The organism is Halorubrum hochsteinianum (genome assembly GCF_023702125.1).
GTDB lineage: Archaea > Halobacteriota > Halobacteria > Halobacteriales > Haloferacaceae > Halorubrum > Halorubrum hochsteinianum.
The window spans coordinates 276470-301364 of the sequence record NZ_CP098415.1 but is presented as its reverse complement, the minus strand read 5'-3'; the positions used below and the strand labels follow the sequence as shown (position 1 = coordinate 301364).

18 protein-coding genes are annotated in these 24895 nt (G+C 68.5%); 7 read left to right on the top strand and 11 right to left on the bottom strand.

What is annotated here, in order from left to right:
* Positions 1 to 76: 76 nt before the first annotated feature.
* From artA to NAF06_RS01480, 9 genes are all read right to left on the bottom strand, one after another.
* Positions 77 to 1039, bottom strand: a complete 963-nt coding sequence (artA, locus tag NAF06_RS01520; RefSeq protein ID WP_008581456.1) for an archaeosortase A — start codon at positions 1037 to 1039, stop codon at positions 77 to 79.
* 170 nt (positions 1040 to 1209) lie between these two features.
* The gene (locus NAF06_RS01515; RefSeq protein WP_006628864.1) at positions 1210 to 1662 is read right to left on the bottom strand and encodes a transcription elongation factor Spt5; all 453 of its coding nucleotides are present in this window, start codon (positions 1660 to 1662) and stop codon (positions 1210 to 1212) included.
* On the bottom strand, positions 1662 to 1838 hold the full coding sequence (locus NAF06_RS01510; protein WP_006628863.1) for a protein translocase SEC61 complex subunit gamma: 177 nt from the start codon (positions 1836 to 1838) through the stop codon (positions 1662 to 1664). The genes NAF06_RS01515 and NAF06_RS01510 overlap by 1 nt, the downstream gene beginning before the upstream one ends.
* A gap of 76 nt (positions 1839 to 1914) precedes the next feature.
* The gene (gene ftsZ / locus NAF06_RS01505) at positions 1915 to 3072 is read right to left on the bottom strand and encodes a cell division protein FtsZ (RefSeq protein WP_008581455.1); all 1158 of its coding nucleotides are present in this window, start codon (positions 3070 to 3072) and stop codon (positions 1915 to 1917) included.
* Between the two features lie 146 nt (positions 3073 to 3218).
* Positions 3219 to 4625, bottom strand: coding sequence for a D-aminoacyl-tRNA deacylase (locus NAF06_RS01500; protein ID WP_008581453.1), 1407 nt, complete (start codon positions 4623 to 4625; stop codon positions 3219 to 3221).
* A gap of 79 nt (positions 4626 to 4704) precedes the next feature.
* Positions 4705 to 5655: a calcium/sodium antiporter gene (locus NAF06_RS01495; protein WP_008581451.1), complete on the bottom strand. Its 951-nt coding sequence runs from the start codon at positions 5653 to 5655 to the stop codon at positions 4705 to 4707.
* 77 nt (positions 5656 to 5732) lie between these two features.
* A complete protein-coding gene (locus tag NAF06_RS01490; RefSeq protein ID WP_008581449.1) occupies positions 5733 to 5927 on the bottom strand; it encodes a DUF7333 family protein in 195 nt (64 codons plus the stop codon).
* Between the two features lie 181 nt (positions 5928 to 6108).
* Entirely contained in the window at positions 6109 to 7053 is a 945-nt protein-coding gene (locus NAF06_RS01485; protein WP_008581447.1) for a PhzF family phenazine biosynthesis protein, read from the bottom strand.
* Positions 7054 to 7129: 76 nt separating this feature from the next.
* Positions 7130 to 9220, bottom strand: coding sequence for a hybrid sensor histidine kinase/response regulator (locus NAF06_RS01480; RefSeq protein WP_239638693.1), 2091 nt, complete (start codon positions 9218 to 9220; stop codon positions 7130 to 7132).
* A gap of 149 nt (positions 9221 to 9369) precedes the next feature.
* On the opposite strand from NAF06_RS01480, the gene NAF06_RS01475 reads away from it, so the two are divergent.
* Both NAF06_RS01475 and NAF06_RS01470 read left to right on the top strand, forming a co-directional pair.
* The gene (locus NAF06_RS01475) at positions 9370 to 10716 is read left to right on the top strand and encodes an alkaline phosphatase family protein (protein ID WP_008581444.1); all 1347 of its coding nucleotides are present in this window, start codon (positions 9370 to 9372) and stop codon (positions 10714 to 10716) included.
* A gap of 93 nt (positions 10717 to 10809) precedes the next feature.
* Positions 10810 to 11319 (top strand): DUF7097 family protein, encoded by a 510-nt coding sequence (locus NAF06_RS01470; protein WP_008581442.1) that lies wholly within the window; start codon positions 10810 to 10812, stop codon positions 11317 to 11319.
* 27 nt (positions 11320 to 11346) lie between these two features.
* On the opposite strand, the gene NAF06_RS01465 is transcribed toward NAF06_RS01470, so the two are convergent.
* Positions 11347 to 12087 carry a hypothetical protein gene (locus NAF06_RS01465; protein ID WP_008581440.1) on the bottom strand — a complete coding sequence of 247 codons (741 nt, stop codon included), beginning with the start codon at positions 12085 to 12087 and terminating at the stop codon, positions 11347 to 11349.
* A 139-nt stretch (positions 12088 to 12226) separates the two neighbouring features.
* Here NAF06_RS01465 and NAF06_RS01460 point away from each other — a divergent pair, with 139 nt between their 5' ends.
* The 4 genes from NAF06_RS01460 to gltB all read left to right on the top strand — a co-directional run bounded on the left by NAF06_RS01460 (position 12227) and on the right by gltB (position 21574).
* A complete protein-coding gene (locus NAF06_RS01460; protein WP_008581438.1) occupies positions 12227 to 12889 on the top strand; it encodes a DUF6517 family protein in 663 nt (220 codons plus the stop codon).
* A gap of 702 nt (positions 12890 to 13591) precedes the next feature.
* Positions 13592 to 16324, top strand: a complete 2733-nt coding sequence (locus NAF06_RS15520; RefSeq protein ID WP_321163623.1) for a hypothetical protein — start codon at positions 13592 to 13594, stop codon at positions 16322 to 16324.
* A gap of 119 nt (positions 16325 to 16443) precedes the next feature.
* Positions 16444 to 16611, top strand: coding sequence for an HEWD family protein (locus NAF06_RS01450; protein ID WP_192813790.1), 168 nt, complete (start codon positions 16444 to 16446; stop codon positions 16609 to 16611).
* A 232-nt stretch (positions 16612 to 16843) separates the two neighbouring features.
* Entirely contained in the window at positions 16844 to 21574 is a 4731-nt protein-coding gene (gene gltB / locus NAF06_RS01445; protein WP_008581429.1) for a glutamate synthase large subunit, read from the top strand.
* A gap of 29 nt (positions 21575 to 21603) precedes the next feature.
* Here the strand turns inward: gltB and NAF06_RS01440 are convergent, their stop codons facing one another.
* The gene (locus tag NAF06_RS01440; RefSeq protein ID WP_008581428.1) at positions 21604 to 23742 is read right to left on the bottom strand and encodes an ABC transporter ATP-binding protein; all 2139 of its coding nucleotides are present in this window, start codon (positions 23740 to 23742) and stop codon (positions 21604 to 21606) included.
* 512 nt (positions 23743 to 24254) lie between these two features.
* Here NAF06_RS01440 and NAF06_RS01435 point away from each other — a divergent pair.
* Positions 24255 to 24827, top strand: a complete 573-nt coding sequence (locus tag NAF06_RS01435; RefSeq protein WP_008581426.1) for an SRPBCC family protein — start codon at positions 24255 to 24257, stop codon at positions 24825 to 24827.
* The last annotated feature ends 68 nt before the right edge of the window (positions 24828 to 24895 follow it).

Genomic DNA, 24895 nt, shown 5'->3' with positions numbered 1-24895 from the left:
CCGTTCCCGCCGGTCACGTCTATAGCTTGCTATATAGTGCTATGTACTCTCGGCGCGGCCGGGACGGGGCGGTCGCCTACCGGTTCGTCGGCTCGCGCGGGAGGTCGAGCGCCTCGGTCAGGTCGTGTTCCTCGCCGGTGATGAGGTACAGCACGTCCTCCAAGATGACCGCGAGTTCGGGGAGTTCGCGCACCGCGAGGAACGTGATCGCGATGAGCGCCACGACCGCCAGCAGCTGGCTCATGATCCGGTCGGAGATGAGGAAGGAGACGCGATAGGGGTCGCTCGCGCCGAACATCGTCAACACGAGGTCGGGGTACCAGTGCATGTACTGGTTGCCCGCCACGACCGAGATGAACGTCGTCCGGAGGATGTTCAACACGTAGATGAGCGGGAGCGACACGGCGAGCGCGCGCAGCTTCCGCGAGAGCGGCGCTTTCACGGCGGCGACGAGGCCGCCGAAGATGGCCATGCTCCCGAGCCCGGTACACGCCAGCACGATGTGGATGACGACGGTGTGGCCGTCGTCGAGCGTCCACGAGTACGCCGCGTCGTACCCCTCGCTGCTCGTCACCGCTTCCGGCGCGTAGCCGAGGAGGTCGATGAGCATCCCCGTCTGCGTCGCGACGACCTCGATGAGGACCTTCCGGGGCTCCGGCACCGCGAACCCGGCGACGGTGAAGGCCGGAATCGTCTCGAACGGGAGGTAGATGAATAACATGAACGCGATGGCCCGCGTGAGGGTGAAAAGCGAGGCCCGCCCGTCGTACAGGAGGTACCCCGCGTACACGCTGGCGGGGAAGCCGACGAGCGCGAGGATCGACTCGACGTAGCTCTGGTGTTCGAGCGCGAAGTACGGCACCGTCGACAGCCAGAACAGCCCGAACAGCGCCCACGTCGCGGCCGCGAGCGTGCGGCCCGCGTCCAGCCCGCGGCTGTCTAGAACCCACGACGCCGCGAAGAGGACCGCGACGATCCACGCGAACGTGAACGTGTCGGGGATCACGCTCAACACCGCCGGCACGCCGTGGCCGAACATGTCTATCCGGTCCGTCGTCGTCGAATAAAGCCCTTGTCGTTACGTGCGAGCCGAACGGGAGAGCGGGGCCGCGTGCCCCCAAGGCGAGGGGACTCCGGTCGCTCGCTGCGAGGGACCACCGCTCCCCCCGTCGGCTCGCGGCGGTCACGCCGCTCGCTCAGTACGAGGGACTACCGCTCCTCGCTGTCGAGGACGCGGATCTGGTCGCCGCGGACCGTCACCGGGATCGGGACGGTCGCCTCGTACAGCTCGACGGTCACCTGGTCTTTCCCCTCGTCGATCCGCTGGACGCGCGCCTTCTCGCCCTTGAACGGCCCGGCGATCAGCTCGACGATGTCGCCCTCGGCGATCCCCTCCACGTCCGGGGTCGGCGAGAGGAAGTGCTCGACCTCGGAGAAGGGGCTCTCGGCCGGCCCGTCCCCGCCCTGAATGACCCCGTTCGCGTGCGGGATCTCGTCGAGGATCCGCTCGAACACCGTGCCGTCGGTGGCCTCGACCATCACGTAGCTCGTGAGCTGGTCGGGGGCGATGACGGCCTGGATCTCGGGCATCTCCTTCTCGGCGAGCATGTCGGCGACGGTGCGCTCCTGGCTCGCCGTCGTCTTGACCGAGTAGATCGGCATTACGCGCCGACCCCCGGGAGGAGGCTCATGATCGCGAACATGAGGAAGCCGATGAACCCGATGAGCAGGATTCCGGCACCGGCGATCTTCGACACCTGGAGGAACTCGTCGGTGCTCGGCGTGCTCGCCAGCTTCAGCACCCGAATGTAACTGTTGAGATCGTACGGAACGTCCATGTTACCAGCGGATTCGAGACGAGACGGTTTTTACCTTTTGATGCGCCGCTGAGCCGTCGAACCCCCGACGGCGGACCTACTCGACGTAGTCGATGTCCTCGACGTCGCTCGGCGCGTCGCCCTCCGGCGGCTCGCCGTTGTTCCCGTAGATCTGCGGCGACTCGACGCCCGTCACGACGATCATCGTCCGCATCTCGCCTTCCAGTTCGTCGTCGACGGAGGTCCCCCAGATGATCCGCGCGTCGGGGTCGATCCGGTCGTAGATCTCCTCGACCACCCCCTCCGCCTCCTCGATGGACATGTCGGTGCCGCCGGTGACGTTCACCAGCGCGGAGTTCGCGCCGGAGATGTCGACGTCCAAGAGCGGCGAGCGCAGCGCCGACTTCACCGAGTCCTGCGCCTTCGAGTCGGAGTCGGACTCGCCGAGTCCGATCATCGCGACGCCGCCCTTCTCCATCACGGTGCGGACGTCGGCGAAGTCGAGGTTGACCAGCCCGGGCATCGTGATGAGCTCCGTGATCCCCTTCACCGAGCGCATCAGCACCTCGTCGGACACCTTGAACGCCTGCCGGACCGGGAGCTTCCCGACCGCGTCGAGCAGGCGGTCGTTGGGGACGACGATGACCGTGTCGCTCACGTCCCGGAGCCGTTCGAGGCCGGCCTCGGCGTTCGTGCGGCGGACCTCGCCCTCGGCGGTGAAGGGGGTCGTGACGATGGCGATAGTGAGCGCGCCGGACTCCCGGGCGGCCTTCGCGACGACCGGCGCGGAGCCGGTCCCCGTCCCGCCGCCGAGTCCCGCGGTGACGAACACCATGTCGGAGCCGTCGATGGCGTCTTGGATCTCCTCTTGGGACTCGATGGCGGCCTCCTCGCCGACCTGCGGCAGCGAGCCGGCCCCGCGGCCCTGCGTCTTCTGCTGGCCCATGAGGATCTTCGTGTCGGCCTCGATGTTGACGAGGTGCTGGACGTCGGTGTTCGCGGCGACCAGCTTCGCGCCGTGGATCCCCTCCTCGCGCATTCGGTTGACCGTGTTGCCGCCGGCACCCCCGCAGCCGACGACCGTGATGTTCGTCTGGAGGTCCTGGAGGACGTCCTGTAGCTCGTCGTCGGTCATCGTCCCGGTCTGCGGCGGCGCGCCGGCGCTCCCTCCGGCGGCGCTCTCGCCGGCTCCCCCGGCGTCGTCTGCGGGGGCCTCTTCGGCTTCGTCGATGGCGTCCTCTACGATGGAGTCCATTATGTGGTGTCGTTGCGACCCGGACGTATTTATTTTTGCCCGATCGTCTGACGCGGGTCGGACGCCGAAATCGACGGCGTTCGCCGCCCACCCCCGAGAGTACGGATGTCACACCCGATACCCGCGGCGTCGGGGTCGCTTAAAAATCAGTCGAGCGCGGCCGCGTCGATCGGGAACCGGTCGCTCCGGGTCCGCGACACGTCGCCCGGCTCGATCGTCTCGCCGTCGACCTCGACCGCCTCGCCGTCGGCGAGCCGTCCGAACGCCGGTCCCTCGGGAACGCCTCGCTCGGCCGCCAGCCCCGGGTCGAACGCGGTCTCACGGGCGACGACCGCGCTCCGCTCCGACAGCACCTCGACCGCGTCGTAGCCCCTCTCCAGCACCCCCGCGAGCGCCGCGACGAGGTCGGCGTACCCCGGCGCGTCCGGGGCCGACGCGAACGCGACCTGCCCGGCCGCGCGGGTCCCGCCCTGCTCCGTGTCGAACGCGACGGCGACCGACTCGACCGCCTCCCGCGCCGCGTCGGCGTCGAGTCCCTGCGCCCGCGCGAGCAGGTCGGCCGGGAGGTCGCGGACCGAGAACCCGGTCGGGTCGGCCGGCTCGACCGCGCCGAGCCGCAGCCCGTCGTCGACGGTCCCGACGGCCTCCTCCAATCGCTCGACGAGCGGAAGCGGCGCGTCGCCGACCTCCCGGACCCACGTCTCGCTCACGACGCGGTGGCCGAGGTCCTCGACGACCGCGGCGAGGTCGGGGCGGTCGCCGTCGATCACGGCGCGGTCGGCCCGGCTCCGCGCGAAGGCGGCGTCGATCACGTCGCGGTTCGCCTCGGGCGCGCCGAGGTCCCCGAGCGCCCAGTCGGCCCCGACGTGGCCCACCGCCCACTCGGTCTCGCGGACGATCCGGGTGAACCGGGGCGCGTAGTGGCCGCCGCCGAAGCCGACGACGTGACGGGGGCGGGCCGCGGCGTCGCCGTCGGCGGTCCCGGTCTCGGCGTCGACCAGATCCGCGCCCGTCCCGCGCAGGTCGAGGACCGCCCGCGCGACCGCTCGGGCCGCCTCGGGGTCCTCCCACTGCGGCTCGTCGGAGCCGAGTTCGACGAACAGCGAGGGGACGGAGACGTCGGTCGGCCCGTGGTGCGTGCACTCGATGCCGACCCCGTACCCCTCGGGCGCGCGCTCGGCGAGCGCCTCGACGACGCGCTTCTCCGCGCCGGGTGCGGCCCGCGCCAGCGACTCCGGCTCGCCGCCGTACTCGGCACCGCCGAAGTTCCCGGTCACGTGCGCGGTCAGGAGCTCCCCGGTCTCGCCCGAGTGTCTGGAGACGAACGCGAGGAACTCGGGGTCGCGGTCGAACGCGGCGGCCGGGTCCGACAGCCGGATGTGGAGGTCGTCGAACTCGCGGAGCTCGAACCCCTCCGTCCGGTAGTAGGTCCCGCCCCCCTCGGCGTCGGGCAGCGAGCCGTCCTCGCGGGCCTCCCAGTCGCCGACCTCCAAGAGCCGCTCGCCGATGTGCGCCGAGGCGCTGTCGGCACGGCTGACGACGATCGCTATCACGCCCCCGGCTCGGCCGTCCGCGACCGAATACCCGTCGGTTCGCGCTTCATCCCGCCTCGGTCCATCGGAGCGATCCCGGCTACGGCAACAGCAGGTACACGAAGACGCCGTAGCCGACGACGAGGACCGCGCCGTCGACGCGGGTGATCCGCTCTCCGTACGCCATCATCGCGACGGCGACCGCAGTGAACGCGAGGAGCGCGGGGAACTCGAACCCGCGGACGGCGGGGGAGACGCCGATGGGCGTCACCACGGCGACGATCCCGATGACCGCGAGAACGTTGTAGATGTTCGAGCCGACCACGTTGCCGACGCTGAACTCCGCCTCGTCGCGGACCGCGGCGACGACGCTCGCCGCCAGCTCCGGCAGCGAGGTCCCGAGCGCCAGCACCGTGAGCCCGATGAAGATGTCGGAGAAGCCCGCGGCCGACAGCAGCGACTCGCCCCCGTCGATCAGCCACCGCGAGCCGAGCACGAGCGCGACGATGCCGCCGACGACGGCCGCGGCGTCGCGCGCCTTCGGGTCGGGCATCTCGTCGCGCTCCGCCTCGGAGATGGCAGACTGGTTCTGCTGGACGTTCCGGAGGACCGCGGCGGTGAACGCGACGAGCGCTCCCAGCAGCACGACGCCGTCGACGAGCCCGATCCGGCCGTCCCAGCCGAGGCCGACGAGCAGCAGCGCGGCGAGCACCATGAACGGGACGTGGCGGCGGAACACGGTGTCGGAGACGTCGAGCGGGCGGATGAGCGCGGAGACCCCCAACACCAGTCCGATGTTCGCGACGTTCGAGCCGACGACCGCGCCGAGCCCGATGTCGGTCGACACCGTGACCGCGCCGAGCAGGGAGACGAAGAGCTCCGGGGCCGTCGTCGCGAACGCCACGACGGTGACGCCGACCGTCGACGCCTTCAGCCCGACGGCGAGCGCGAGGTCGCTCGCGCCGGACACGAGCAGTTCCGCCCCGGCGTACAGGAGGGCGACGCCGCCGGCGATCAGCAGCAGTTCGACGAGTGGCGACCCGGGCAGCACGGCTCCGGGTTCGCGTCGCCGTTTCAAAAGGGCCGTGGTTCCGCGAGACGGGACGGTAGCGGCTTCGAGGCCCGGCGTCAGGCGTGCGTCGACCGGAACTCGCCGTGTTTCACGCCGATCGCGAACGCGACCGCCCCGAAGACGAGCATCGACGGCACGACCATCATCAGCGTCGTCTGGAGGGGCATCATGCCGGCACCGATGAGGCCGCCAGCGCCGATTGCGACGATCAGTACGAGGATCGCTGCCGCGCGCGGAAGGTCGAATTCCATGGGGGTCCGTACGCCGCGAGCGATCCTAAACGTTCGGTCCGCCGGATCCGACTTCGGCCCCGTCCCGTCGACCCACGAGAGTGACAGACGGGACGTGATCGACGAGACGTGACAGACGGGACGTGACCGACGAGACGTGACAGACGGGACGTGACCGACGAGACGTGACCGACGCGGCGGCTCACGCCTCGATGATCTCGTCCTCGTCGTCGTCGGGGATCCGGATCTCGCCGTCGAGCGCGACCGACGTTCGGCCGCCGACGCGGACCCCGTCCGCCTCCACGCGGACCCGGACGTGCCCCGGCCGGTCGAGGAAGTGGCCCTGCTCGAAGCGGAGCCCGTCCGGTTCGTCCCCGTCGAACGCGTCGACGTGCCGGAGGTATCCGCCGACAGCGCCGCTCGCGGTCCCCGTGACCGGGTCCTCCGAGATACCGAGCGACGGGACGAACGCCCGGCCGTGGAGCGTCGAGTCGCCTTCGAGCGTGTCGAAGGTGAACGCGTACACGCCCGCCGCGTCGAACTCCTCGGAGAGGCGTTCGATCGCCTCGTCGTCCGGGTCGGCCTCGCCGAGGCGTTCGAGGAAGTTCACGGGGACGACGAGGAACGGCAGGCCGGTCGACGCGACCGCGACGGGGAGGTCAGCGCCCACGTCGCGCAGCGCGGCGGGGTCGATCCCGAGCGCCGCCCCGAGTCGACCGGCGTCGACCTCGACGACCTCCACGCTCGGTGCTTGCTGTCGCATCCAGACGGTCCCGTCGTCGTCGACCGAGACCGTGAGCTCGCCGACGTTCGTGCGGAGCGTGCGCTCGCCCCCGTCGATCGCCCCCTCGGCGAACAGCGCGCCGTACGTCGCGACCGTGGCGTGGCCGCAGAGGTCGACCTCCGTGCTCGGCGAGAAGTACCGGAGCCGGTCGTCGACGGCCTCCCCGTCATCGCTCTCCTCCCCCGCGTCGGTCGCCCCGTCGCCGTCCGTGCGGAACGCCGTTTCCGAGGCACCGAGTTCGGCGGCGACGGCGGCCATCTGGTCGTCGCTCAGTCCCTCGGCGTCGAGGAGGATGCCGGCGGCGTTCCCGGCCAGCGGCTCCGCGGCGAACGCGTCGACGAGCAGCGCGCGTCGGGTCTCCATGCCGACCCCTCCGCGGGTCACGGACAAAAAGGCTCCCGAGCGAGCCGGCGACGAGGGGGACAGAGACGGCTCCGCGTCAGTCGCCCCGGCGGCGGACCACGTCGCCGAACTCGAACCGCGCGCCGCCGCCGTCCGCGGCGGCGGCCCGCACGGTCCACCCGTGGGCCTCGGCCACCGCCTTGACGATGCCGAGCCCGAACCCCGTCCCCTCGCTGCTCGTCGTGTACCCGGTCTCGAAGACCCGTTCGCGCTTTTCCTCCGGGATTCCCGATCCGTCGTCGGCGACGTAGAGGAGGTCGTCGTCCCAGCCGACCCTCACGGTCGGGGCGTCGCCCGCGTGTTCCACCGCGTTTCGGAACAGGTTCTCGAACAGCGTCCGGATCCGCGAGGCGTCGCCGACGACGGTGCCGAGCGCCGCCGCCGCCAGCGTCGCGTCGCCCGTCGCGGTCGTCCCCCACGCCTCCTCGACCACGCGGTCGAGGTCGACGGCCTCCGCGTCGACGACGCGCTCGCCGAGGCGGGCGAACGAGAGCGCGTCCGCGATCAGCTCCCCCATGCGGTCGAGCGCCTTCGACGTCCGCGCCAGCCGTTCGTCGTCGACCGACTCCCGAACGAGGTCGACGTTGCCCGCGGCGACGTTGAGCGGGCTACGGAGGTCGTGGCTCACGACACTCGCGAACTGTTCGAGGCGGTCGCGTTCGCGGCGCATCTCGGCTTGGGTCTCCCGGCGCTCCAGTTCGTACCCGACCCAGCGGGCCATCAGGTCGACCAGCGTCGCCTCCCACTCGGAGAACGGCTCCGGCCTGTCCTCGCCGTCGTAGAAACAGAACGTCCCGTACACCTCCCCGTCGACGACAACGGGCGCGCCGACGTAACAAGAGATACCCTGCCGGACGAACCCGGCGCGCGCTGACAGCTCCGGGTCGGACGCGACGTCGCGAACCTGAACCGAGGCCGCCGTCGACACCACGCGCTCGCAGTTGGTCTCCGACAGGTCGACCACCGCTCCCTCCCCGAACGACCCGGTCGCGTCGTCGGCGACCTCGACGACGTACCGGTCTCCCTGGACGTGCGAGAGCAGCCCCGACTCCGCGCCGAGGACGTCGCGTCCGAGCGCGAGCAGCTTCTCGACTTTCCCCTCGAACGGGTCGTCCTTCGCCGAGATGATCTCGTAGAGCCGGCGCATCACCCGCTCCCGGCGCTGTATCTCCTCCCGCTCTTCGACCGCCTCGGTGACGTCGCGGAAGTACACCGAGACGCCGCTCGCGGACGGGTAGATCCGCGCCTCGAACCAGCTGGCGGCCGGTTCGTAGTACGTCCGCGCCTCGGTCGGCTCGCCGGTCTCCCGGGCGCGCTCGAAGGCGGTCTCGAACGCCGTCCCGGCGGCGTCCGGGAACGCGTCCCAGAGGCTCGTCCCGACGAGCGCGTCCGCGTCGGCCGGCTCGCTCTCGCCCGCCTCGCTGTCCGACGCGGCGTCGCCCCGCCTCCCCGCACCCTCCGCACCCTCCGCACCCTCCGCACCCTCCGCACCCTCCGCACCCTCCGCACCCTCTGCCCCGCTCTCGGAGCCGTCCACCGTGCCGGCGAGCGCGGCCGCCTGCGCGTTGAGGTACGTGATCGCGTCGTCCGCGTCGACGGCGACGAAGCCGTCGGCCATCCGGTCGAGGATCTCGGCGCGGTCCTCGCCGATGGCGCGCGGCCGCGACTCCGACCGGTAGGCCGCCACCGCGCCGCCGATCCGCTCCGCCAGCGCCTCGGCGACGCTCCCCTCGTCCCCGGCCGATCTCCCCTTCCGGAGGTACCCGGTCGCGTCGGCGTCGACGGCGGCGGCCGCGACCCGCTCGCTTCCCGCTCCGGTGACGAGGAACACGGGAAGCGCCGGGTCGCGCTCGCGGACGCGACGGAGGACGTCGAGTCCGCTCGCGGCGTCGTCGACCGCGGACTCGTCCCGGTCGTCCCCCCCGCTTTCGCCCCCCGGTCCGTCGATGTCGTACTCGGTGACGACGCAGTCGTACGGCTCGGCCTCCACGGCGGCCACGGCGGCGGCGTGGTCGCGGACGCGGGACACCGCCGCGGCCGCCGGGGCCCGATCGAGCGCGTCGCTCAGCGCGTCGGCGAACGCGTCGTCGCCGTCCGCGAGCAGCACCCGTACGGGCCCCGGAGTCATCGTCTGAACCTCCCGCCGGACCCACTTGTGTATGTGGGTCTCCGGGCGGTGGCCGAACGCTCGGTCGGGCGCGACCGGACCGACGCCGCCCGCCCCTCGGGCCGCCAGCCGATGTCAATCCTTTTGCCTCCGACCGCGGATAGGTGGGTATGGGCCTCTTCGACCGGCTGCGAGGGAGTGACACCCCGCGCGTGGCGTTCATCGGGATCGACGGCCTCTCGTACCGGCTGGTCGCCGACAACCCGGAGACGTTTCCGACGCTGTCGGCGATCGCGGACGCCGGCGGGGGCGGCGGGATCGACAGCATCCTCCCGGCGGAGTCGAGCGCGTGCTGGCCGAGCCTCACGACCGGGAAGAACCCGGGCGAGACGGGCGTGTACGGGTTCCAAGACCGCGAGGTCGGCTCCTACGACACGTACGTCCCGATGGGGCGCGACGTCCAGTCCCCGCGGGTGTGGGACCGCGCGACCGACGCGGGACTCGACGCGACCGTGCTGAACGTCCCCGTCACGTTCCCCCCGCAGCGCACCGTCCAGCGGATGGTCTCGGGCTACCTCTCGCCCGACCTCGACGCGGCCGCTCACCCCGAGGAGCTCCGCGAGTACCTCACCGGCAGCGACTATCGCCTGTCGGTCAACGCGAAACTCGGCCACAAGGCGGACAAGTCGGCGTTCTTGGAACACGCTCGCGAGACCCTCGACGCCCGGGCCGCGGCCTTCGAGCGGTACGTCGAGCGCGACGACTGGGACCTCTTCGCCGGCGTCTTCACCGCCCCCGACCGCGTCAACCACTTCCTGTGGGGTGACTACGAGGACAGGGGGACCTACCGCGAGGAACTCCTCGCCTTCCACGCCGCGCTCGACGAGCACATCGGCTCGATCCGCGAGACGCTCCCGAACGACGTGACGCTCGTCGTCGGCTCCACGCACGGGTTCACCCGACTCGAGTACGACGTCTACTGTAACGAGTGGCTCGAACGCGAGGGGTGGCTCTCCTACGAGGACGACGACCACGACGCGCTCGCCGACGTCGACGACGAGACGCGCGCGTACTCGCTCGTCCCCGGCCGCTTCTACCTCAACGTGGAGGGCCGCGAGCCGAACGGCGTCGTCCCCGAAGACGAGTACGAGGAGACGCGCGCCGAACTGCGCGCGGCGCTGGAGTCGTGGACCGGTCCCGACGGGAACCCGGTCGCGGACCGCGTCGTCGAGCGCGAGACCGTGTTCCGCGGCGATCACGCCGCCATCGCGCCCGACCTCGTCGTCGTGCCGAACGACGGCTTCGACCTCAAGTCCGGCTTCCGTTCGCACGACGGCGTGTTCGACGCCGACGGGCCGCGGACCGGGATGCACGCCTTCGGCGACGCCGCGTTGTTCGTCGACCACCCCGACGCGAGCGTCGCGGACGCGGACCTCCTCGACGTCGCGCCCACCCTGCTCAAACTGCTCGATATCGACTACGGGCGCACGGACTTCGACGGGGCCAGCCTCGTCTGAGTCGCGCTCGCGACGGGAGCGGTCTCGCCCGAGCCGCGCCCCCGTGACGACCCGGCGGACCGAATTGAAGTGCGTCCGCCGCGACCCGTCCCCATGGAGCGCACCCCCGACGGAACCCCCGTCGGCGTCGACGACCCGTACGCGGTCGCCGGCGTCTGCGACCACCTCACCGACGACGGCCGGTGCCGGTTCGCGCTGACCCGGGCCGGCGACGACCCCGAGTTCGCGGCCGAGCGGCGCGCCGAGGGCTACGACTGTCACGTCGGTGCCGACGGCGAGTGGCGCGCGTGTCCCTACTACCGGTCGACGACCGACGCGAAGGAGTGCGTCCGGTGCGGACTGGCGGAGGTCCGACTGGCCCACGAGGACGCCCGGCCGCTCGTTGAGGAACATCACCTCTCGTACGACGGCGACGACGCGCACGAGATCACGGTCGGCCTGTGCCGCTGGTGTCACGCGAAGGTCCACGGCTCCATCGCGCGGATCGACGACGACGCGAGCCCGGACCCCGAAGCGATCGCGGAGCGGGAGCGACGGCGCGAGACGGAGCGCTCGGCGTCGGCGTTCGAAGCGGCGAGCGAGGAGTACGACCCGGAGGGGTGAGCGACGGTCCCGACGAGTGGGGCCGATTCAGGCGTCCGAAGTCGGACGGATCAGGTTCGCCAGCGCGACGAGCAGCCCGAGGAACCACCCGAGCGGCACCGAGATGCCGATCCACATCAGGACGTATCCGAGCCCCGGCAGCCCCCACTGCTCGCCGAACGTCTCCAGGTCGAACGCGCCGCGGAGCGTCTCGTTGATCCCGCCGACCGAGAGGAACGTGTCGAGGATCCACCGCGCGAGTTCGTAGCTCGGCGGGAGGATGAGCTCCTCCAACGTCGGCGTGACGAGCGCGGCCACGACGGGCGGTAAGAACAGCGCCGACATCGCGAACGGGTACGCGAGGAGGACGCTGACGAACCGTCCGCCGAGCTTCGAGAAGCCGGCGGCGAGCGCGGCCGAGACGACCGCTACCCCGCTCGCCGCGCCGACGGCGATCACGGCGTCGAAGGGGAGTTGGAGGTGCGTGATCACCGTCAGCGCCCCCCAGACGACCGCGGAGACGAGCACGGCACCGGCGACCCCGATGCGGGTGACCGCCGAGTCGAGCTTCGCCGCGTAGTAGCGCGTGGCGAAGCCGACGAGCAGCAGGGGGTACGCGACCGCCACGAGCGGCGCGCCGAGCACCGCCCAGAGGTAGTAGCCGACCGACTGGAGGGTGTTCTCGGGCTTCCACTTCCCCAGGACCGCGCTCGGGTCGAGCTGTCGCGGGAAGACGATCTCCATCCACGTCTCGTGGAGGCGAACGACGTCCAAGAAGAGGGCTTCCACCAGTCCTGTTTGTCCTCGACGTTCCATTTGCCTCACGTCGCGTGCCCCACGACGTGAACTTTGTGCCTTCCGCCGCGCGTTCTCGGGACCGATATCCGCGCCGATAGTGTTAAAGAAGCGTCTCGACCTACCTGTGCCCATGAAACGACGTGGGCTGCTCGCGGCACTCGCCGCCTCGACCACGGTCGCCGTCGCCGGGTGTGCCGGTCAGGACCAGAGTCTCGACCTCAGCGCGGACCCGGCACGGATCCCGAAGAGCGCGTACGCGGACGGGTTCTCCGGACAGGACCCGAAATCGTTCTCCATCGACCGGAAGTTCAACGCCAGCGGCGTGAACGTCGAGGTGTCGGCGACGACGTGGGTCGCCCAGTACACGAACGAGGAGGTCGGGTCGGCGCTGTTCGTGGCGAGCACTCCGAACGAGTCCGTCGCCGGACAGTCGGTCAACCCGCTCGTCAGGGCCGAGGGCGCGGACCTCATCCGACGGCTCCTCAACCAGGTCGACCAGCAGGGGATCGGCGGCAACGGAACGGAAATTCAGACCGACGACATCGAGGAGGTCGGCGAGGAGACGCGGACAGTTCTCGGCGAGGATGTCACCGTCTCGGTCCTCGAAACGACCGTCAGCGCGGACGTCAGCGACGCCAACGGCCAGAGCGGTTCCGTGGACGACATCCCCGTCCTCGTCTACATCGGCACCGTTCAGCACGACGACGACGTCATCGCGATGATCGGCGTCCACCCGCAGGAGATCGACCAGTCCGAACAGCTGCTCTCGATGATGGGAGCGGTCGAGCACTGACCGGGCTCGGCGACTGTCCCGGCGGCCCTTTCTCGTCGTTCCGTGTTACTCCGCGGTCGAACACCCTCAACAGCGCTCGTGTTCCTTCCCGCCGTCGTACGGTTATTTCCCCGATCGGAAGCTTTCGGCTCCGTAAGCCACTTATAAGCGATCGAACCGAGTGAGAAATCCCGCGGTGTGACGAGCGGCGCTTCGCGAGCAGCGGGTCGGGTCTCGACCCCGCATCGCCCTGACAGCGACCGCTCTGGCATTCGTGGTCCGTTCGCTATGATCCGGACGCGATCGCTTCGGTGGGTGTCGGTCGGTATTATGATCTGCTTTGTGATTGGCTCCCCCGTGTTACTACCGGGAGCAAACGTAGTTGTGGCAGAAAATCAAGACGACACGCCTTACCTGAACAAAACAGGCGAACCCGGCATCATCCGTATTGGTCAATCGAATCAAAATATAACGGACATCGAAATATTACGTTCTGACCGGATAGAACAGCGCAGACACCTCAAATTGTACCTGAATCTGCGTAGTATTGAATCAAGAGGTGTCAACGTGTCATCTGCTTCAATGTCGATCAGCAACATCCAAAATGGCACTATAGCTGACACCCAACAGCTAGAGTCACAAAATTCCACACTACTGATGGCCAAAATTCGTCCTGATAACTCAACGGATTCAGTACAAATTGGTTCTATTCAGATATCTCAGATGAACACAAATAACGCCGAAAAGTCAACCCAAATTAAATACCAGATTGGTGTTGTGAATGGCTCTAGGTCAATCACTACGAGAAACGAAGTCCACAGAAACACAGAATCTTTCAAAATAGTCGACGGAAACATCCGAATACACGACCAAGCTACGGTTTCACCACAGTTACATGGAGATAGATATACTACTCCGGGAATAACAATCGACCGTTTAGAAGGCAATATCAATTCGACCCTGGTTGTTACTAAAAACAACAGCGATGAAATAATTACTACTCGAAATATTTCAAAGGATACGCTCAGAACAAATGAAGCAATTTCTATTGATACTTCCCTGCTTGGTGGTGACTTCATAGGTTACCTCTTCGCCAATTCTACGATCAAATCTACAGATGATCCGTTCAAAAACGGCTTATCTTCCAATATGACCGATTTAGCACTATCAACAGATAAGGGCAGGATGGTAATGGCTGATCTTAACGCAAGTAGTATGTCCTATAATTCGTCAGGAGTGAACAAGATTGAGATTTCTGATGTTAAAGTATCTGACGCAATTAACGAGGGAACGCCATACGTCGTCACTTTATACCCAATAAACTCTACCGGCTACATGTTACAGAACAAACCAATAGCCAGTTCAAGAGTACGAACAGGTAGGAGCAATTGTTTAAATCTATACTTTAACACTACCTCTCATAAATCTAGTATATCCCGCAGTAACCGTTATGCTGCGGCTATTCAACTAGCGCACGGATACAGTTCAGGTGAACTGATATCTCCTGAAAAAGCGGAATTGCTACGAAACTCAGACCTAAATGACCAGTTTGTTACAGATGGTGTCGCAAAGTACGGGGTAATACGTATAAATGAGTCTCTCCGTACAAACCTGTCGGTCTCTGATACTGGTATTCGGATCTATCACAACAAGTCGCTAGACAGAGTTGTATATTCTGGACAGCTAATCAATTATAATTCCAGCACAGATGGGAGTGAAGTTGAGCTACACAGAATTAGTGGTAACCAATCACGTGTTGTCTCCGTAGGGACCAGATTAAGTAATTCATCAAAAATAGGATTCAACACCTCAAATATAGCATCTGGTGAATACCGGATAAAATCAGACAAAGGAAGTTCAAAAACGTTCGAAATAATTGGGAGCGGTGCGAAACATATGTCGCTGAGAAACATTCCAAACAGAGTTGCTAATGGCGATCATATCCGCTCTTTAGTCTATCATAGTGTATCGTCACTAAGTCTGAATCTAAACAATACAGCCAGTAACGCTACTATAACACTCAACCTCACGACGACCGATACGGGTCCAACGCCGATCACGATCAACACGTACGCGTCGCCGGAGTCGCCGTCGGAGTTCGTCTCGACCGGGCCCGACATCAGCGTCGAGTCGATTACCGGGGACCTCGATTCGGTCTCTCCCGGAACGTACGACGTCACGCTGCGGTCGAAGCACGGTACCGCCGTCGCGAACGACACAGCCACGGTTAGGGTGACTCCGCGGTCGACGGGCGATCTCAGCGCGTACACCACGCGCGAAGCCGTTCCGGGGGAGTTCGAGAACGCGACCGCGATCCGGGACGCCGTTGAGAACGGCACGCTCTCGGAGGCGACGACCGCAGGCCCGAACGACACGATGGTCTACGGGGTGAACGCGACCGGACTGACCGGTCTCCCGGTCGCCGCGAACGCGTCGCTGGACCGCGGCGCGGACCTCGCCCGGCTCGACGGGCTCTCGTTCGGAGTGAGGCGGACGAACGCGAGCGAGGCCACTACCGCCACCGAGGAGGACGCGCTCGGGCCGGTCCCGAGCGACTCGACGGTCCACCTCGACCGGGAGGGGCTCTTCCTCGTCACCGACGGTGAGACCGCGTTCGGCACCGAGACGCCGCCGGCCGACGGCGAGACGTTCGAAGCGGGGTTCAGCGTCGACGACGAGCGACTGAATCGCACCGACGACCCGGCGACGACGCGGCTGACGTACGTCGCCGACGCGCCCGACGAACCCGCGACGAACGGGAGCGCGAACGGTTCCGACACGGCGCGATCGACCGAATCCCCTCCGACCGACTCGGGCGGTTCAGCCGGAACCGGGACGGCCGCCGGATCGGGGACGACGGACGACTCCGGCGGTACCGGTTCCGCTGACGGGTCCGGCGTTTCGGGCGCTTCGGGCGCTTCTGGCGGCTCTGTCGCTTCTGGCGGCCCTGGTGCTTCCGGCGCTTCCGGGGGCGCGAGTGCCCCGGCCGGCGGTGGGTCCGGTTCGGACGCGGGGGCTAGCGTTTCGAACGGGAGCGGTCAGGGGGGAGCCACCGGATCGCGCGGGTCCGGCGGCGACCGGGAGACGGCCCCTCCCGGGACCGGGATCACGGTCGCGCCCGGCACGTCGGAGATCCCGCCGTCCGCGGGACCGCCGGCGCTCTTCGGAGGCGACGGGACGACCGACGGCGAGCGTCCCGCGGCGCGAGAACCGGGTTCGGAGACCGGTCGAGCGAGTGACGGAGGCGGGTCCGACGGCGGCTCCGAGGCCGCGACCGGAGAGGCCGAGTCGGTAGACACCGGCGAACGGGGCGATGCCGACGACAACCCCGCGAGCGACCTCGGGTACGACGAGGCACCGATCCGGTCGACCATGTACGATCTCCCTGGGTTCGGGCCGGTGGGTTCGCTCGCGGCGGTGGCGTCCGCGGCGCTGCTCGCTCGCCGTCGGCTGTGAGCCGCGACGGCGGTCGGACCGCCGACGCGTCGGAACGGCGGGGTCGGGCGATCGTTCCGCCGCCGTCGGCCTCGCCGACCGGCGGTATCCTTTTGCTCGGCCGCCTCGTTCGCTCGGGTATGAGCGCGACTATCACGCCGCCGAAGGAGCGCACGTGCGAGCTGTGCGGGCGCGAGGAGCGCTGGGACGACGCGGCCGACGGGTGGCGGATCGACGACGACGCCGGCAGCGTCTACTGTATCCACGAGTGGGACATCAATGGCACGTTCGTCCCGCTTGAGGAGTAAAATACGACTGGACGTTTCGCCAGTCATTTCCGAATACGTGAAACGTTCGAGCCGTCTCCGTGGAATATCTATCGGCAGTAAGCTCTGATAGCGGGACCAGCTGATCAACTCAAAGGTGTGTGATTTGTTCACCACCCGTGATGGATAATTACCTTATATTCCCTAATGTGTGTACGATGGATCCTACCCCTATCAGGGTCATACCTTTAACTGTTCACTCGTATGCGAGTGTATGACCAAGTCACGTAGTACCACCCGGGGCGTACGCGACTCGGAGTCCTCGGGTCAGGAGGGGGGGCTCGCTGCGCCGACGGACGACCGGTCGAACTGCGGAATCGGCGGCGTCGTCGACCTCGACGCCGACCCGACCCACGAGGCCGTCTCGGACGCGATCACGCTTCTCGAAAACCTCGAACACCGCGGGACGACGGGCGCTGAGGAGAACACCGGCGACGGCGCGGGAATCATGGTCGCCCGACCCGACGAGTTCTTCCGAGAGGTCGTCGACGCCGACCTCCCGGAGGAGTACGCCGTCGGCTCCGTGTTCATGCCGCCGGAGCCGGGCGTTCGGGCGGAGATCCACGACGTCATCGCCGAGGTGTGCGCCGTCTACGGGCTGGAGGTGCTCGCGTGGCGCTCGGTCCCGACCGACAACGCGGACCTCGGCGCGACGGCCCTCGAGTCGGAGCCGGAGGTGTCGCAGGTGTTCGTCGCCCCCGTCGAGGGCGCGGGGCTGGCCCAGCGGTTCACGACCGAGGAGACGCGCCCGGACGACGCCGACCCGGACCTGCTCGGCTTCGACCGCGCGCTGTACGCCGCGCGCCGCGAGATCGAGAACGAGGTGGCCGACGTCGACGGTGCCGGCCGCTTCTACGTCTGCTCGCTCGACCGCCAGCGGGTCGTCTACAAGGGCCTGCTGAAGGGGTCGCAGCTGGCGGACTACTACCCGGACCTGACCGACGAGCGGTTCGCGAGCCACGTCGCCTTGGTCCACGCGCGCTTCTCGACGAACACGCTCGGCGCGTGGCACCTCGCGCACCCGTACCGGAACATCGTCCACAACGGCGAGTTCAACACGATCCGCGGCAACGTCAACTGGATGCGGGCCCGCGAGAACGACCTCGAACACCCGGCGTTCGGGGCCGAACTCGACACGATCAAGCCGGTGATCGACGACCCGAACCAGTCCGACACCGCCAGTGTCGACAACGCTTTGGAACTCCTCTTACAGACCGACCGCGACCTCCCGCACGCCCTCCGGATGCTGATCCCGGAGGCGTTCCGGGGCGACGACCTGATGGACGACGACCGCGCCGACTTCTACGACTACCACGCCTCGCTCGTCGAGCCGTGGGACGGCCCCGCCCTCGTCATCGGCTTCGACGGCGAGCGCGTCGCGGGCGTCCTGGACCGCAACGGACTTCGCCCGTGCCGCTACGAGGTGACGACCGACGACCGCCTCGTCGTCGGCAGCGAGGTCGGCGCGCTCCCGACCGACCCCGCCGACGTGCGCCGTCGCGGACGCCTCCACCCCGGCGAGATCTTCGTCGCGGACCCGGAGACGGGCCGCATCGTCCCGGACGACGAGGTGTTCGAGAACCTCACCGACGACCGGTACGGCGAGTGGGTCGACCGCGGGCAGCTCGATCTGGATGCGCTCGCGGACGAGAGCGAGGGTGCGGCCGGCATCGACACGGACGGTCCCGACGCGAGCGACGCCGACGGGGGCGATTCGGACGGCGGTGACGCGACCGACCCGGACGAGACCGAACCGACCGTCCGCGCGCATCAGGCCGCGTTCGGCTACACGACCGACTCGCTGAACCACCTCGTCGAGCCGATGGCGGAGGAGGGGAAGGACCCGGTCGGCTCGATGGGCGACGACACCCCGCTGTCGGTCCTCGCCGACATCGACCGCCCGCTCTTCACCTACTTCAAACAGCTGTTCGCGCAGGTGTCGAACCCGCCGATCGACTACATCCGCGAGGAGCTGGTCACCTCGCTGGAGACCCGCATCGGGAACCAGCGCAACCCCCTCTCGGAGACGCCGGAACACGCCGAGCAGATCGTCGCCGACTCGCCCGTCCTGACGGACGCCGAGACGGCCGCCCTCCGGGACCTCCCCGGCCCGGGCGAGCGGACTCCGGGCGACCGCGACGGCGCGGCCGACGGCCCCGCGTTCTCCTCCGTCACGGTCGACGTGACGTACGACCGCGACGGGTCGCTCGTCGACGCCGTGAGCCGGATCCGCGGGGACGCGGCGGCCGCCATCGAGGACGGCGCGGACGTCGTCGTGCTCTCGGACCGCGCCGTCGGCCCGGACCGGCTCGCGGTGCCGAGCCTGCTCGCGACCGGCGCGGTCCACCACCACCTCGTCCGCAAGGGGCTCCGCAACCGCGCGGGGGTCGTCGTCGAGTCCGGCGAGCCGCACGAGGTCCACCACCTCGCGACGCTCGTCGGCTACGGGGCCGACGCCGTCGACCCGTACCTCGCGTACGCCTCCATCGCCGACGTCGTCGCCGGCCCGGACGGCGCGGACGAGAAGGAGGCGCTCGCGGCGTACCAGCACGCGCTGGAGGACGGCCTCCTGAAGACGATGGCGAAGATGGGCATCTCGACGATGGAATCCTATCAGGGTGCCCAGATCTTCGAGGCGGTCGGGCTCGACTCCGCGTTCGTCGCCGAGTACTTCGAGGGGACGGAGATCCGGACCGAGGGGATCGGGATCGAGCAGATCGAGGACGACCTCCGCACCCGGCACGCGATGGCGTTCGGAGCCGACCCAGAACTGGAGACGACCGGCGAGTACGAACACCGCTCGTCGGGCGTGAAACACGGCTGGAACCCCCAGACCGTCGGCACGCTCCAGCAGGCGGTCCGCGGCGGCGACTACGAGCAGTACCGCGAGTTCGCCGAACTGGTCAACGACCAGACCGAGGAGCTACAGTCGCTGCGCGGCCTGCTAGAGTTCGACTCCGACCGCGACCCGGTCCCGGTCGAGGCGGTCGAGCCGGTCGAGTCGATCGTCGAGCGCTTCTCGACGGCCGCGATGAGCCTCGGGAGCATCTCGCCGGAGGCCCACGAGAACAACGCCATCGCGATGAACCGGATCGGCGGGAAGTCGAACACCGGCGAGGGCGGCGAGCCTCCGGAGCGGTTCGACACCGAGAAGGAGTGTACCGTCAAGCAGGTCGCCTCCGGCCGCTTCGGCGTCACCGCGGACTACCTCGCGAACGCCGAGGAGCTCCAGATCAAGATGGCGCAGGGGTCGAAGCCCGGCGAGGGCGGCCACCTCCCCGGCGAGAAGGTCAACGAGATGATCGCGCACGTCCGGTGTTCCACCCCCGGCGTCGGCCTCATCTCGCCGCCGCCCCAACACGATATCTACTCGATCGAGGACCTCAAACAGCTCATCTTCGATCTGAAGGCCGCGAGCCCTGACGCCGACGTCAACGTGAAGCTGGTCTCGGAGGCCGGCATCGGCACCATCGCGGCCGGCGTCGCGAAGGCGAACGCCGACGTGGTCCACGTCTCGGGCCACGACGGCGGGACCGGCGCGTCGCCGAAGACCTCGATCAAGAACGCCGGCCTGCCGTGGGAGCTCGGCCTCGCCGAGGCGAACCAGATGCTCCGCGCGACCGGCCTGCGCGACCGCATCCGGGTGTCGGCCGACGGCGGCCTGCGGACCGGGCGAGATGTCGCGGTCGCGGCCGCGCTCGGGGCCGAGGAGTACATCTTCGGCACCGCGTCGCTCGTCACCTCCGGCTGCGTGATGGCCCGGCAGTGCCACGAGAACACCTGTCCGGTCGGCGTCGCCACCCAGCGCGAGGACCTCCGGCAGCGGTTCCCCGGCCAGCCGGACCACGTGATCAACTACATGACGTTCATCGCGCAGGAGCTCCGGGAGATCATGGCCGAGCAGGGGTACACCGAACTGGAGGAGTTCATCGGTCGCCCCGGGCTGCTCGCCCAGCGCGAGACGGACCACGAGAAGGCGAAGCACCTTGACCTCTCGGCGGTGATCGCCGAACCCGCGGGCGAGTCCCGCACGAAGGTCCGCGAGCAGGCCCACGCCGGCATCGACGACCTGCTGGACTGGGACCTCATCGACGAGGCCGCCCCCGCCATCGAGGACGGCGCGCCGGTCGCGCTCACCCGCGACATCCGCAACGTCGACCGCGCGGTCGGCGCGACGCTGTCGAACCGCGTCGTCTCCGAACACGGCGGCGAGGGGCTCCCCGACGACACGATCTCCTGCCGGTTCGACGGCGAGGCGGGCCAGAGCTTCGGCGCGTTCCTCGCGTCCGGCGTCACGATGGAGCTCGCGGGTGCCGCCAACGACTACGTCGGCAAGGGGCTCTCCGGGGGTCGCCTCGTGGTCGAGACCCCGGCTGAGGCGGGGTACGACCCGACCGAGAACGTCGTCGTCGGGAACGTGGCGCTGTACGGTGCCACGTCGGGCGAGCTGTACGTCAACGGCGTCGCCGGCGAGCGGTTCGGCGTCCGCAACTCCGGCGTCCGGGCGGTCGTCGAGGGCGTCGGCGACCACGGCTGCGAGTACATGACCGGCGGCGTCGTCGCCGTCCTCGGCGACACGGGCCGGAACTTCGCGGCCGGGATGTCGGGCGGCATCGCCTACGTGTACGACCCGGACGACCGGTTCGACGACCGCGTGAACCGCGGCATGGTCTCCGTCTCCGAGACGCTCGACGAGTCCGACGAGCGGATGCTCCGCCGGCTCGTCGAGAACCACCGCGCGTACACCGACAGCGAGCGCGCGGCCGACCTGCTCGACGACTGGGAGGCCGCGCTCGACGACTTCGTCCGCGTCTTCCCCGACGCCTACGCCGACGTCATCGCCGAGGGGATCGGCGACGACGTGCGCGACGAGCCGCCCGCCCCGGCCGCGGCGGTCCCCGGCGGCGACGCGGACGCGACCGGACAGGCGTCGGGCGACGACTGACGCGGAAAGAACTCAGGCGGGCCGAGCGGTCACTCCAGCGTCTCGGAGTCGACCTCGCTCTCCGTCGCTCGCTCGACCGCGCGTTCGACGTGACGCTCGCGGGCGCGCTCAACGAACTCCTCCGGTAGCTCGTCTATCTCGCCGGCCTGGACGCCCCAGAGCTTCGCGTACAGTCCGTCCTCGGCTAGCAGCTCCTCGTGGCTCCCCCGCTCGACGACCGCGCCGTCCTCCAGCACGAGCGCGGTGTCGGCGTCGGTCACCGTCGAGAGCCGGTGCGCGATGACGAAGGTGGTGCGGTCGGCCGCGAGCCGATCGAGCGAGCGCTGGATCAGCATCTCCGTCTCCGTGTCGACCGCCGAGGTCGCCTCGTCTAAGATCAAGATTGCGGGGTCCTGAAGCACCACCCGGGCGATGGCGAGCCGCTGGCGCTGGCCGCCGGAGAGCTTCACGCCCCGCTCGCCGATCCGCGTCTCGTAGCCGTTCGGCAGCGAGGAGATGAACTCGTGGGCCTCGGCGGCCTTCGCGGCCTCGATCACGCGCTCGCGGATCGCTTCCTCGTCGCCGCCGCCACCGCCTCCGTCTCCGCCGTCGTCCTCACTCCCGTCCTCGTCGATCCGCGTGAACCGCCCGTAGCGGATGTTCTCGGCGATGGTCCCGTCGAACAGCGTGGTGTCCTGCGCGACGTAGCCGACCGACGAGCGGAGGCTCTCGACGGTCACGTCGCGGACGTCGTGGCCGTCGACGTAGATCGCGCCGTCGGTGACGTCGTACAGTCGGAGGAGGAGCTTGAGCAGCGTCGACTTCCCCGCCCCCGTCGGTCCGACCAGCGCGACGGTGTCGCCCGGATCGGCCGAGAAGGAGACGCCGCGGAGGACCCGCTCGTCGGCCTCGGCGGGGTCCATCAGGGCGTTCTCGGGGTAGGCGAACGAGACGTCGTCGTACTCGACCGCCCCGGCGACGCCGCCGTGATCGCCTCCCTGGGCGGGCGTCCGGTCGCCGTCGCGGGTCCCGCCGTCGTTCCGGATGCCGCCGTCGCGGGTCCCGCCGTCGCTCTGTGCGCCGCCGAGTTCGACCGCGTCGTCCGCGTCCTCGATGCGGACCGGGATGTCGCGAAGTCCGAACACGCGCTCGCAGGAGGCCTTCGCGTTCTCGTACTGGTCGATGATGTTCGACACCTCGGCGAGCGGGGCGACGAACTGCTGGGTGAGGAGGATGAACGTGACGAACGTCCCGACGGTCAGCTCCGTCGTGAACGGTCCGGGAGCGCCGTTCTCCAGCCAGTACCCGCCGACTGCGAACGTGGTCGCGAACGCCAGCCCGGCGAGTAGCTCCATTCCGGGCCGGTAGACGAAGTTGAGCCGGAGGATCGACATCGTCCGCTGAAAGTACGAGTGGGAGGCGTCCTCGACGCGCTCGCTCTCGTACGCCTCCGTGTTGGAGGTCTTCACCAGCTCGACGCCCGAGAGCGCGTTTTCGAGGGCGGTGTTGAGGTCGCCGACGACCGAGCGCTGGGCGACGTACCGCGGCTCCACCGCGCGCATGAACCAGAGCGTGAGGAGGATCATCAGGGGGATGGCGGCGAGGGTGACGACCGCGAGTTCGTAGTTGTAGTACACCAACACGCCCGCGATGCCGACCACCATCACGCCGAGCCGAGCGGAGTTCTGCAAGGCGTTGTCCAAGAAGACCTCAAGGTTCGACGCGTCGTTGTTGAGGACGGACATGACCTCTCCCGTCTGTTTCTCGTCGAAGAACGTCATGTCGAGCCGCTGCATCTGGTCGAACGAGTCGGTCCGGACCTCGTGCATCACGCGGTGGGCGAAGTTGTTCGCGGCGATGCCGTAGATGTACGTGAACACGCCCGTCACGACGAACGACCCGAAGATGAGGAGCATCGAGAGCCGGAACTGCGCGCCGTCCTCGGTCGGCAGCCACGCGTCCGGGACGACGGGGAGCGTGTAGGGCCCCGTGCCGGTGAAGATGGCGTCGATGGCGACGCCGAGGACGACGGGCGGGATCAGTCCCGCGACGCGGGCGACGACGTTGGCGACCATCCCGGTCACGAGCCAGTGCGCCTGGGGCGCGCCGTACTCGCGGAACAGCCGCCCGAGCGGCCGGTCGACCCGGTCGCGATACACTTCGAAGGCGTTGCGGTCGTCTGCGGCCATGGGTGTACGAGCGGCGGGACTCCCATGTATCCGACGCCTTCGGCGGCCCGTTCCGGGTCTCAGGCGAGGGAATTTCCCGCCCGTCTATCGCCACCGAACGAGCGAACCGGAAGCGGTGGCGCGTGCCCGTGAGGCCGCCCCGCGGCCGAACAGCACGCGCGAGGGAGTCAGTCGCCGGAGCGGAGCGACGGCGACTGACGAGGCTGGGGAGGCGTGAGGTGCTGTGCGGAGCGGTGTGGGGCGGGACTCGAAGGGGCAGTCGCGAGGGCGAAGGCGCGCGACGTAAGCACCGAAAGGAGCGAGTGAAACGAGCGACTGAGGAGCGCAGCGAGCGCACCGAGTCCTCGCGACTGGGGCTTCGGAGGCCTCGGTCACGAAGTCGTTCGCGCTGGGTTTGGCCATGTACGGCTGGGACTTCGGCGGTCTCGGCCGACGTGTCGGAAGCGACTCGGTCGCCGGCCTCGACCGCGTCTCGCCGGACGGTTTAATAAGCGCGGCTCGAACCCTCGTACGTGGACGAACTCGTCGTGAGTACGGAGGTGTACGCCGACCCCGAGGAGGTGTACGACTTCCTGCTCGATTTCCCGCGGTACGCGAACTACTCCGAGTACCTCAGCGAGGTCCGGACGGTGACGGGCGACGGCGGCCCCGGCACCCGGTACGCGCTCACCTTCGCGTGGTGGAAGATATCCTACACCGCGCGTTCGGAGGTGACCGGCGTCGAGCCCCCGAGGCGGATCGACTGGGAGATCACGAAGGACATCGACGCCGGTGGCTGCTGGCGGGTGACGCCCCCCGAGACCGGAGCCGGTGACGAGCGCGCGAGCGACGGCGACGCGACCGACGACGGTCCGAACACGGACGCGCCCTGCGAGGTCGCGCTGGAGGTCGAGTTCGACCCCGGCTCGGCCAGTTCCGACGCGCTCGACCTCCCGCGGCTGGTCTCGTTCGACTGGGTGCTGAAGAAGGCGATCCCGCTGATCCGGAGCGAGGCGGAGCGCGTGGTCGAGCGCGCCGTGCGCGACCTCGAGGGGTCGAGCCGCGACGTCGACCTCGACGTGTACGTGGACTCGGACCGGATCTGAGACGGCGCGAACGCGACGCCGATGGCGTCGCCGAGTCGAAGGCCTTAATATATCCAGCGGGCAACGAA

What these genes read in the sequence shown, in the direction of transcription:
- NAF06_RS01510 (WP_006628863.1), bottom strand. Translation starts at nt 1,838, where the DNA reads ATGGACGTTCCGTACGATCTCAACAGTTACATTCGGGTGCTGAAGCTG.
- NAF06_RS01475 (WP_008581444.1), top strand. Translation starts at nt 9,370, where the DNA reads ATGGGCCTCTTCGACCGGCTGCGAGGGAGTGACACCCCGCGCGTGGCG.
- NAF06_RS01450 (WP_192813790.1), top strand. Translation starts at nt 16,444, where the DNA reads ATGAGCGCGACTATCACGCCGCCGAAGGAGCGCACGTGCGAGCTGTGC.
- NAF06_RS15520 (WP_321163623.1), top strand. Translation starts at nt 13,592, where the DNA reads ATGAACACAAATAACGCCGAAAAGTCAACCCAAATTAAATACCAGATT.
- NAF06_RS01490 (WP_008581449.1), bottom strand. Translation starts at nt 5,927, where the DNA reads ATGGAATTCGACCTTCCGCGCGCGGCAGCGATCCTCGTACTGATCGTC.
- NAF06_RS01485 (WP_008581447.1), bottom strand. Translation starts at nt 7,053, where the DNA reads ATGGAGACCCGACGCGCGCTGCTCGTCGACGCGTTCGCCGCGGAGCCG.
- ftsZ (WP_008581455.1), bottom strand. Translation starts at nt 3,072, where the DNA reads ATGGACTCCATCGTAGAGGACGCCATCGACGAAGCCGAAGAGGCCCCC.
- NAF06_RS01460 (WP_008581438.1), top strand. Translation starts at nt 12,227, where the DNA reads ATGAAACGACGTGGGCTGCTCGCGGCACTCGCCGCCTCGACCACGGTC.
- gltB (WP_008581429.1), top strand. Translation starts at nt 16,844, where the DNA reads ATGACCAAGTCACGTAGTACCACCCGGGGCGTACGCGACTCGGAGTCC.
- NAF06_RS01515 (WP_006628864.1), bottom strand. Translation starts at nt 1,662, where the DNA reads ATGCCGATCTACTCGGTCAAGACGACGGCGAGCCAGGAGCGCACCGTC.
- artA (WP_008581456.1), bottom strand. Translation starts at nt 1,039, where the DNA reads ATGTTCGGCCACGGCGTGCCGGCGGTGTTGAGCGTGATCCCCGACACG.
- NAF06_RS01470 (WP_008581442.1), top strand. Translation starts at nt 10,810, where the DNA reads ATGGAGCGCACCCCCGACGGAACCCCCGTCGGCGTCGACGACCCGTAC.
- NAF06_RS01480 (WP_239638693.1), bottom strand. Translation starts at nt 9,220, where the DNA reads ATGACTCCGGGGCCCGTACGGGTGCTGCTCGCGGACGGCGACGACGCG.
- NAF06_RS01440 (WP_008581428.1), bottom strand. Translation starts at nt 23,742, where the DNA reads ATGGCCGCAGACGACCGCAACGCCTTCGAAGTGTATCGCGACCGGGTC.